The organism is uncultured Thiodictyon sp. (assembly GCA_903837595.1).
GTDB lineage: Bacteria > Pseudomonadota > Gammaproteobacteria > Chromatiales > Chromatiaceae > Thiodictyon.
This window is the reverse complement of the sequence record CAILVI010000440.1, coordinates 1-4664: the sequence shown is the minus strand read 5'-3', so window position 1 is coordinate 4664 and position 4664 is coordinate 1. Positions and strand designations below refer to the sequence as shown.

At 59.0% G+C, this 4664-nt stretch carries 5 protein-coding genes and 1 pseudogene; all 6 read right to left on the bottom strand.

Features of this window, described 5'->3' with window-relative positions; genetic code table 11:
* On the bottom strand, positions 1-330 hold a 330-nt coding region (locus QZY44_RS26200), incomplete at its 3' end, for a hypothetical protein (RefSeq protein WP_295455059.1).
* Positions 331-379: 49 nt separating this feature from the next.
* Positions 380-1231 carry a hypothetical protein gene (locus QZY44_RS26195; protein ID WP_295455057.1) on the bottom strand — a complete coding sequence of 284 codons (852 nt, stop codon included), beginning with the start codon at positions 1229-1231 and terminating at the stop codon, positions 380-382.
* Positions 1232-1317: 86 nt separating this feature from the next.
* A complete protein-coding gene (locus QZY44_RS26190; protein WP_295455055.1) occupies positions 1318-2397 on the bottom strand; it encodes an ice-binding family protein in 1080 nt (359 codons plus the stop codon).
* A gap of 313 nt (positions 2398-2710) precedes the next feature.
* Positions 2711-2946: pseudogene (locus QZY44_RS26185) on the bottom strand (IS66 family transposase); the annotation flags it as partial.
* 337 nt (positions 2947-3283) lie between these two features.
* Entirely contained in the window at positions 3284-3751 is a 468-nt protein-coding gene (locus QZY44_RS26180; protein WP_295455052.1) for a hypothetical protein, read from the bottom strand.
* Complete coding sequence (locus QZY44_RS26175) at positions 3727-4530, bottom strand: transposase (protein WP_295455050.1); 804 nt, start codon at positions 4528-4530, stop codon at positions 3727-3729. Before QZY44_RS26175 ends, QZY44_RS26180 begins: the two co-directional genes overlap by 25 nt.
* Positions 4531-4664: the final 134 nt, after the last annotated feature.

Genomic DNA, 4664 nt, shown 5'->3' with positions numbered 1-4664 from the left:
GTTATGCAGTTTCGTGTCGTCTATCGAAAACCCCGCGTTCTTCTGGGTCGCAAGGGCCAACTGCGCCTGGTCCAACATGCGATAGGCCCTGATCGTGTCGTTGAAGTCGCCCGTACAACTGAAGCTTACCCAATTAGCCCCGCAGCCCGGCAGCTGGGTCTGTGGGTCTGTGCTCAAATACGCCATACAGCCACCGAAGTTCACCGAGTCAATCAGGACACCGATGACCTTCGCTACAAAAAAGCCGGTGGCGGCCCCAGCCGATGGGCTTGCTAACGCCACGAGCAGCAGCCCCGCGGTACCGATTCGCTTTACCGATTGAATCTTCATAAAATAGCCTCTGACAGGTTGGTTGTGATTGAGAACAACTGTGTGCGCATCATCTTGGTATCGCCGTACCTTTGTTCTCAATGGGGAAGAATGCCGAGGCATTCAGTGATGGGCCGATACTTATCGTGGGATGCGTATTTTCACTGGGGAGAGTGGTCTGGGCATCGGTGTCAAGCGGTTCGCCGAGCCTGACGGGCTCTGGCTGCGCTTCTCCGGTATCCGCGGCATAGGGATGGTCGGCATCAAGGACTTTACCGATCTCCTTTTCGCCGTTCCTAATCCAGTAGTAGCGAACTTCGGTGGGCGTGAGAAAACTACTGGTCTCGGCCTTTAACGGGTTTTGCAGAATGGCGTCAGCGTCAGCGGCAGATCGGCGGGCCGCGGAGGTTCCACCAAAAGTCGTGTCGTAGTTTTTCCTGCTGTCGTTGCCGCGGCCGACGATCGTCGTCCTATAGGCGTCGTTCGATGGGGCAAATAGAGTCAAGAAGGAGGCCGAGGCGCAAGTCGTGACGTCGGCAGCGAATCCAAGTTGGTAGGAGAATTGTTGTCCGACGTGCAGCTCGGGTGACGCTAGCTGTTTGATGACCTGATTGACCTTGTCCTCGACGGCGCTGCGAAGCTGCGTGCGGACATTCTCATTGCTGATATCGTAGAAGACCGGTGTGCCAGGTTTATCTGAACCCTCCGGTATCGTTTTGGTCCGTTGCGATTGCCCAGCTAACGCGTTGGCAGCAGTCGTTGGTCTTACGGTGACGATAAGCGACGTGGTGGGAGATCCCAGCCTCAGTTCGTCTAAGATCGCATTACCGTCCGGTCGATTGGGGTCGCCGGCCAAGAGAACGAGCTGCGCCTCATCGACGCGGCCCACAGAAACATCGGAACGACATGTGTTGTATTGCATGGTAAACCTGCGCTTGGGTTCTTCACCGGGGGCTAGGTTCTTGGGCTAAACCCAATGCTCTTGGCTCGCTCATTTCTATTGGACGATTAAGGCTGAACTGTTGCCCGCCAGCTACCCCGGCCTGGCAAGCAGATCCAGCAGAAGAATCCAAAATCCACGGTACAGTTCGTACTGACTGCCCCTGTCGTCCAAACATTGCCCGTCCAACTGCCTTGGGGACAGGTTCCCAGCACTTTTGAATTGCGCGTGTAGCCGATATTGGGTATGGCGGCAAAACTTGTTGTTGCACCTGACATTACCGGCTGTGGTGTGTCAGGCGTGACGCTGCCTCCCAATCCTGCCGAGGGGGTGACACACACTGACCAAGCTGGCGTCGCAGGCTTGGTTACGCTATTCGAGTCCAATGTAACCGCCGCAATGGATGCCAACGCCCTACCGTTCAGCGTCGCACCTGTAGCCAGAGTAATCGATTGATCCGCCAGGATAGTTCCCTGCATAACAGAGCCTACCCCAATATCGGCCGATGAGCCGACCTGCCAGAAAACATTAGCAGCCTGAGCGCCTCCGGCAAGGATAACTTGAATACCATTGGCTACCGAGAGAGAGGTCCCAATCTGGAATATCCAGACATCGCATGCATTGCCCGTAAGCGTCAGACTTGATCCCGACAACAGAGCCGCGCCGGTAAACTTGTAAAGACCAGGGATAAGCGTCAGCCCGCCAAGATTGCCGGCGCCAGGGTTCAGGTAAGTGCCTGTCGGTACCGGTGTGCGACCAGCCGCATCGCTGTAGGCAATAGTTAGATCGCCCTTTGCCGCAGTGAGTCTGGCGGGGTCGATCACCGCGACCCCCGCAGTGGGATAGGTCGCATCGACGGTGTATACGGTGCCGGTTATTTCGGTGAGTCCAAAACCGGTAATAAAGCTACCACTCGCCGGGCTTAAACCAATATTTCCAGTCACTGCCGAGGTCGGGATATTGCTAATCTTGGACCCAGCCAGAATAGCAAAGCTGGCGTTAGAGAGCAGGTCTAATGGCGGCTGTGGAGGCGGTGGTGGGGCCTGGGCAAAGGCCGCGGGCGGCAGTACGAAAGTCGCTAATAGAATCGCACTGGATAGGAATGTGCTACGACCAAAAAGCCCCGAATCAGTTGTGGGTGTATTCATTTTTCTTGCCCTCTTGGGAGCTGTGAGTAGTGGACCTTTGGTCAGGCAGGGTGCGAATAGCACGTCCGCTTGCACTGTAACGCGGGAACTCTGTCACAGGGTGTTCTAGTTTGCGTGTTGATTTAAGTCTGTTCACGGACAGGTACGGACAATAGGCCCTATTGGTGTTGTGGTCTGTACGCTAACGCACACTGTGTGAACTATAGGCTCCTATTGTGTTCCAGCAGCAATTTCCACCGATAATAGGGTTCTCCACGAATCCACTCGAGGGTCATAATTTTTTTGTACAAAAGGTTACGGCGATCGTAATCGTTCAGACCCCCGCCACCGGCAGCGGGGACAGTGGCAGTCCGGCGCGCCGCTCGGTGATCGCGGCTACCAGGTAATCCCACGGCGAGTGGTCGCGTTGCCGGCAGGTGTCGATGACACTGTCCACCAGGGCGAAGGCGTGTGAGCCGACGGCCGTGCGGGTACCATGGTTGATGCGGCGGGCGATCAGCCAGTGGAGTAGCGCCCGCTCGGCGAGGTTGTGGTCAACGGCAGGTGCGGAGGGTGTAGGACCCGGAAGATGGCGTCCCGATCGGTGTGCAGTTACATGGTCGGGTCGCGGGTCTGGGCGTGGGCGTACTCTTGATAGGCCAGGCGGTGCGCCGCAGCGCCGCGAGTCGGGCGGCCTGCGCGGTGGCCGGCTCTCCGTCACCGGGGGGGGCGGCATCGATCGCGCCCATCAACGCCTCCAGGGCGGTACGCAAGCGATGACCCAAGGCGCTGCCGACAAGATCGCGGCACTCCGCCACCCCCTGGCCGTCAACGCTAATCGGAAATGCCCCACCCTCTGCAAAGAAAACGGCCCCGCCCCTTAGCGCCTAATTCTACTTTGTCAGATTCATTCCAGCGTCGCCGCAGCCCGTCGGGCGTGAGACTCCTTGGCCTGCTCGCGCAGACTGTGGCGTTTGTTGATGATCTCTGCCAAGTCTTCGGCGGTGAGCTGGCGACGGGGTAACAGATGGGCCAGGGCCGTAACCACGTCGTTGAACGAGAGCATCGGCCACTGCGTCCGCCCCGGGATTTTCTGCTTTGCCAGGAACAGTGTCGCCAACATCACCAAGGCCATATGATGATGCCAGGCATCCCAACGGCGCACGTGATAGTCGGCTAGGGCGCATTCGCTCTTGGCCTCACGAAAGCTGTACTCAATTTTCCAGCGCGCCCCATGGTATTCGATAATCTGCGCCAGCGACAAGGTCAGGTCGGTCCTGACCAAGGCTACCCACTCGGTGCGACGAAAGACCCACACCACGCGCACCGGGCAGCTCAGGGTCTTGAGCATCACCAGTCGCTCGACGGCCACCATCTCGCGCATCCGGCCATACAGATGGAGCCTGTAGTGCGGGGCCTCGGAGTGGAGCGTGGTGCCAGTTGTGAGGAAGTGCCCGCGCGGACCCCGTACTTGCGTGGTCGCCCCGGCCGTCCTGGGGTTGGGGTCTGCAACTCATACAGGTCGACATTGTGGCGCAGGCGCGAGAGTAAGTGCGCGCGCGCCCCGAAATGCTCCCGTAGCGGCTTAATCAACCCATTGTTACCGAAACAACTGTCGCAGACCACCAGCACCGGGACCGGGATGAAGACGGCCCGCAGCCGCACGATCAGCGCGACTACCTGGGCAAATTCGGTCTGAAACACCTGCGCCTCGCCGCGCACTCGCACGCAGCGTGTGTGCAAGGTCAGGTAGCGGAAATAGAAGGCGAAGGCCAGCGGCAGACAGCACCAGCGTCCGTGGATGATCTTGAGCAACCACACCGTGGCAATCGTCTGCGCCGAGGGGAACCGACGCTGGTTGGTCTTGGCGGCGTGGTCGAAGGTGTCCTGGCAGGCAAAGACTTTGCGCCGGGCCTTGGGATTGACCGAATCGTCCACTGCCAGCAGCAGGCGCCCGTCGGTGAGTGGGTCGGGGATCGCCCGCCAGAGGACCTCCCAGACCGGCCCCAGGCCAGCTTCACCGAGGCCATGAAGGTGTAATAGCGCGACTGCGCGATCTCCACGCCAAACAGGATTGCAGTGCCGCGCCGCAGATTGGAGGTCCGCGACGCCGTGATCGGCACCAGGATTGCTTGCAGGGTCAGCATGAACCACCGCCAGCGCTCCTGCCCGTGGTCGGTGGCCGGAAAGAGGGATTGGAATTGGGTCGCGAGAGAGGGTAAGATCGGCATCGAATGCGGGCTCGTTTGGTTTTCTAATCAACGGCCTAGGCACCTCTGGTTATACGC

Excerpts from the sequence above, each read along its gene's own strand:
- QZY44_RS26180 (WP_295455052.1), bottom strand. The coding sequence starts at position 3,751 with ATGGTGGCCGTCGAGCGACTGGTGATGCTCAAGACCCTGAGCTGCCCG.
- QZY44_RS26190 (WP_295455055.1), bottom strand. The coding sequence starts at position 2,397 with ATGAATACACCCACAACTGATTCGGGGCTTTTTGGTCGTAGCACATTC.
- QZY44_RS26195 (WP_295455057.1), bottom strand. The coding sequence starts at position 1,231 with ATGCAATACAACACATGTCGTTCCGATGTTTCTGTGGGCCGCGTCGAT.